Raw genomic sequence first — 6,000 nt, 5'->3', positions numbered from 1 at the left:
CGGCTGTTGCATCTGCCAAAACCGGTACAACTGGAGGAGTGATGTCTTTTATAATTACATTTTGGTTTGCTGTTGAAATATTGCCGTTTCCGTCATCAAATGTCCATGTCACAACTGTTATTCCTTGTGTCGAAATTGGAAAAACTGTTGTGGTGGTCCCCGTAATTGTTCCCACGCATGCATCCATAGTTGTTGGTATTGGAAGTATCACTGAACATTCTCCTATAACATCTGCCAGAATAGGTACTACTGGAGGTGTTTCATCATTAATGATTACATTCTGATTTGACATAGAGATATTTCCATTTCCATCATCAAAAGCCCAAGTCACAATACTTGTTCCCGGAGTTGTAATTGGGAAAATAGTAGTTGTCGTTCCAGTAATTGGTCCTGCACAGTTATCAACAGTAGTTGGAGCAATTAATGTAACACTACAATCTCCCCTGACATCTGCCAAGACTGGTGCTGACGGTGCAATAGCATCATCAATAATAACATTTTGATTTGCAGTTGTTATATTTCCATTACCATCATCGAAAGTCCAAGTTATTACAGTTGTTCCTTGAGTTATTAGTGGGAATATTGTATTGGTTGTGCCGATAATAATCCCTGAACAATTATCTATTGCTGTCGGCGCCGAAAGAGTTATTTCACAATCTCCATATACATCTTCAAGAATTGGTGCTACAGGTGCTGACGTATCTTTTATTATAACATTTTGATTTGCTGTTACGACATTGTTAGTTCCGTTATCAAAAGTCCAAGTAACTACCGTTGTCCCTTGTGTTGTAATTGGAAAAACAGTATTTGTTGTTCCAATAATAGTTTTAGAACAATTATCCACCGTTGAAGGTGCGGTAAGTGTTACTTCGCATTCTCCATTTACATCATCCAATATTGGTATAATTGGCGGCGTAGTATCATTAATGATTACATTTTGATTAGTCGTTGATATATTACCGTTTCCATCATCAAAAGTCCATGTAACCACCGTTGTTCCCTGTTTTGTAATTGGAAAAATCGTTGTTGTGGTCCCGTAAATTGTTCCTGCGCAAGCATCAATTGCTGCAGGAATAGACGCTGTAGCAGAACATTGCTCTTGTATATCTGCTAAAACAGGTACAATAGGCGCTTCTGTATCTTTAATAATAACATTTTGATCCACAGTTACTATATTACCATTTCCGTCATCAAAACTCCAAGTAACTATTGTGGCTCCCTGAGCTGTGATTGGAAAAACTGTTGAAGTTGTCCCGGAAATGATTCCGGCACAATTGTCTATAGCTATTGGAATAGGTGGCGAAACAGAACATTCTGCTGTTATGTCGCTAAGTATCGGAACTGCCGGAGCAGTAACATCCTTAATAATGACATTTTGATTAGCTGTAGATATATTTCCGTTTCCGTCATCAAATGTCCATGTAACTATTGTTGTTCCCTGAGTCGTTATCGGAAAAACCGTGGTGGTGGTTCCTGTTATAATGTTGGAACAATTTACTGCAGTCGCTGGCGCAGTAAGCGTTGCTTCACATTCTGCAATTATATCGGGCAGGTCCGTCGGAACTTCTATTGTACTGTCTAAAATAACATTTTGATTGGCCGTTGATATGTTTCCATTTCCATCATCAAATATCCATGTAACTACTGTTGTTCCCTGAGTCGTTATCGGAAAAACTGTGGTAGTGGTTCCTAATACACTTCCTGCACAATTGTCTATAGCTGAAGGTGTCGCAGGCGAAGCGAAGCATTTCCCTAATATGTCTGCCAGAACTGGCGCTACAGGTGCTGTCGTGTCACTGATGGTTACATTTTGATTAGCCGTTACTATATTTCCGTTACCATCGTCAAAAGTCCAAGTTACAACTGTTGTTCCTTGTGCTGTTATTGGGAAAACCGTAGCTGTAGTCCCTACAATTGATCCAGCACAGTTATCTGTTGCGATTGGTGCTGTTAATGAAGCCGAACAGATTGCTGTAATATCTGGAAGAATTGGTAAAATTGGGTCAATATTATCCAAAATTATTACATTCTGATTTGCTGTAGCTATATTTCCATTACCGTCATCAAATGTCCAAGTCACTACAGTTGTTCCTTGCGCTGTTATTGGAAAAACAGTATTTGTGGTTCCTGTAATTGTTCCAGAGCAATTATCAGTAGCTGTTGGAGGTGTTAGAGAAACAGAACATTGCCCTTGTACATCAGCAAGGACAGGGACAGTTGGTAAAGTAATATCTTTAATGATAACATTCTGGCTTGCTGTTGCTATATTTCCATTACCATCATTAAAAGTCCAGGTCACCACCGTTGTTCCTTGTTTAGTTATTGGAAAAATTGTTGTTGTAGTTCCAGTAACTATTCCTGCACAATTATCCGTCGCAGTAGGTGCCTCCAATGACACGGAACATTCTTCATCAGTTACATCTGCAAGAACTGGTGCAACTGGAGCTATTGTATCATCAATAATAACATTTTGATTTGCTGTTTTTGTATAACCATTTCCGTAATCAAATGTCCAAGTAACTGCAGTGGTTCCCTGCGCAGTGATTGGGAAAGCTGTAGCAGTGGTTCCCGTGATAACGCCTGCGCACGGATCTGTAAGTGTCGGAGATGCAAGGGATACCGAACATTCGCTTTTGACATCTGCCAGAGCGGAAGGAAGCGTGGTCGGGTTTATTTTGATTATTGCAGTCGCAACATTTGAACAGGTTCCATTGCTGAATTCATAACTTACTGTATAAGTCCCGGGCACAGAAGCCGAAAGATCGATATCCCCTGTCAATTCGTCTATACTTAATCCTGGATCAGAACTGTACTTCCCGCTGGTAATCCCGGTTTCTACAGATGTGGCTGTTCCTCTGTTGCAGTAAGGCCCATTAGGATAACTTATTGCAGCTACAGGAAGCGGATTAATTGTTATCTCTGTGGTCACATTGTTCGAGCAATTGCCATCATTAAATGTATACGTAATAGTATGATCTCCTATCGTTGACGTTTCTAAATTTATTTCTCCAGTATTTACATCAACAACAAGATTAGCATCAGAACTATACGTTCCTCCTGCAGTACCTAATTGTTCGGGTAATACAGTTCCCGTCTGACAATATGGAGTATTTGTATAATTTATTGTAGCCTGCGGCAAATCGTTGACAATTACATCTACCGGAGTAATGGTGAAACACCCATTGCCATTGGTTCCTTTTATATAATAGGTATCTCTGACTGAAATTGCCGTAGGATCAGTAACAGGAATAGTAGCCTGCTCGTCTAAAAAATAGGTATATGTCAGTCCTGCCGAACTTCCAGCTGTAATTTCTGGTGCCGTAATATCAATTGTGTTTGGAAAACAAACTGCCGCTGGAGCCGTAGTTACAACTGTTGGCCTTGCATTTACATTAATTGTTAAAGCAGAAACAGTACTACTGTTACAAGGCGCCCCAAGTCTAACAGTGCAGGTGTAATTATTAGCACCAACAGTCAGATCTGAGTAATTAATCAAAGGATCTTTCTGTCCTTGATTGGATGCATTTATTCCGGGACCTGTCCACTGATAGGAAATTGCACCAAAAACATCAACATCTAAATGTACAGTCCCGGAAGTCTTATCACAGATTACTGCTGGGGTGTTCAATCCGTCAGCAGTGGCATCCGGAGCTGCTGCAACACCAATCTGAACTGATTGTGTAATAACATTCCCGCAGCCATCTTTTATCCTGAAATAATAAGTATTATCGGTAAGTCCGCTAAAGGTATTGTTGCTTTGGTAGGCTCCAAAAGTTGATCCGCCGTCTGTGCTTAACGCGTATTCCAAAACATTTCCCGGTGCGGGTGAATTGGAAGCAGCTGTAATAGTTAAAACTCCGTTTGTGGCTCCTGTTGCACAGACATAACCTCCTGTATTTGTTTTATCTACAATTATGGCGTTGTTTGCATCGTAAGTTATAGTTTGAGTTAAAACATTCACAGTTCCTCCTTTGATACGCAGTCCAAAAACATAGGTACCATAACTTAGCCCATTAAAAGGAAGTGACGCTGTAGTACTGGCCAAATCTCTAACCTGACCGACACTTGATGGCCCCGAAACAATTATAACCTGATAAGCTGTTGGATCATCGAAGTTACCATTCATAACATAATTAAACCCACCGCAGACAGGTGTTGTCGTATTACCAGATAAACTGGCTGTACGTCCCGGAACAATAACATTCAAAGAAGCTGCTCCACAATCTGTAGAAATTTGCAAAGTATAATTACCTTTAGGCCAATAGGGTTGAGGATCTGTTGGGTTAGGACTTGGCAACCTAGGAGTTCCACTTGATCCATTAGTAAAAGCACTTAATTGTGCACTGTATGCATACCCAACAGCTACTAATGGGTTGTTAGAGGCTGTTACTGTATAACTTAAAACATCAGTAGCTTGGTAAGGAGTTATCCCTACATATAATGACCCATAATCTAAATTATTTAAACTTGCTACACTTTGGGGGCTTTGTGAAACCGCAAATGCAGAGGTAGCACTAAAAGTCAATCGATTAGAAGCAGGTGTAAACAAACCTGTAGTATAACCTTCTCCATCTTTAAATGTGACATTATAAATCCCTCCTGGAGTTAGAGGTATGTTATAATTTTGTGCTGAAGCACTAGTGATAACAAAACTATGAGTATCTGCAGAATTAGATGCATTAGTCATAGTCACATCAACTGGTAAGCAATCTAAGCCTCCAACTATACTAGATCTTACAATTGCGTTTCCTGCACAATTTCTTACAGACAAACTAGAATAAACTGTATTATAATTTGTAACTATAAATTCTTTACTTTTACCACACATATCCATCAAAACTACTCGCATATTGGATATATCATTAGTTACATTATTTCTGTTTGCAATTATTGGCATAGTAGGATTTAAATTAGACAATAAAAATCCTTCTCCTCCAATATCAGCATAACCATCGCTATTCGTGTCTTGACCATACTCTTGTCCTTGAAACTTAATTTTCCATCTGAATAATGCTGCATCTGCAGCTGAAACAATTGTATTACTTGCTGTATAATAAAAACCTCTCTCTATATACAACCTAATTGCATCAGTACAAGAAAGCCCTGGCCTCATAGGATATGCAATAGTAGCAATTTTTATATCATCAATAGTTATTGTGGGATTTGCAATAGAAGTTGCTCCAGTAATAGTTTGTCCACAGCTATCAGTCACGCTTACAATATAATTATTTGCAGGCAGAGCTGTAAAAGTAAAAGTACGAGGAGTTATTGGTCCGCTATTTTGCAAAATTGTGGCAGGTGCTGACTGAGTTGCAATTTTGTATGTAAAAGGTGCCTTTCCGTTTGTAACTGTTGAAGTTAACACTCCTGTTCCTCCTACGCAATTTGCAACTTTTGTTGGAGTTGTAACTGTCATTGCAGTATAACCATCTGTGACAGTTATATTGGCACTTGAATAAACTGTTCCGCCAGATGTAGCTCTTGCATTTACAACATAAATACCAGAACTTAAACCTGTAAAAACAGGATTAGTAGAAAATTGTGTATTATCTCCCGGAACGGGAGAAACGACTACACCAGCCTTTAAAAGCTGATACTGTGGAGTTGCTCCTAATCCTGTGCTACTTGAAGTAATTATACCTTGGCTCTGACAGCCAGTATTACTTGGTGTACCAGTAACAGTCTGCGAAAAAACTTTGTTACTAATGAAAGGCAGGATGAGCAATGCAAGAATTAAAGTAATTTTTGTCCTCATATTTGTTTTTGTTAATTCGACAATAGCTCCTTAAAAAAATAATCTATTCTCCAGAAAAGATCAAATCACTTTTAAATAACAATTGTTCATTTATTTTCTAAAAAATAATACAGCGTAGGTTTTCTGTATTTCGGGGGGCAAAAGTATGGTAGACTTTTTTTTTAAATTTCCACTAAAAGCCTAAAAAATAACAGAATAGAGTATTTCTAATTATAAATACTCAATTTTAATCGATTTTAGTTAAA

General features: G+C 38.7%; 1 protein-coding gene. It reads right to left on the bottom strand.

The annotated features are described in order from the left end of the window. The coding region (locus tag NU08_RS20555) for a beta strand repeat-containing protein (protein WP_129748920.1) at window positions 1-5,755 on the bottom strand (5,755 nt) is incomplete at its 3' end. Window positions 5,756-6,000: the final 245 nt, after the last annotated feature.

The organism is Flavobacterium anhuiense, assembly GCF_004151235.1.
In the GTDB taxonomy this organism is placed as follows: domain Bacteria; phylum Bacteroidota; class Bacteroidia; order Flavobacteriales; family Flavobacteriaceae; genus Flavobacterium; species Flavobacterium anhuiense_A.
Note: the sequence above shows the minus strand (reverse complement) of the source record. Positions and strands in the feature narration are given on the sequence as shown.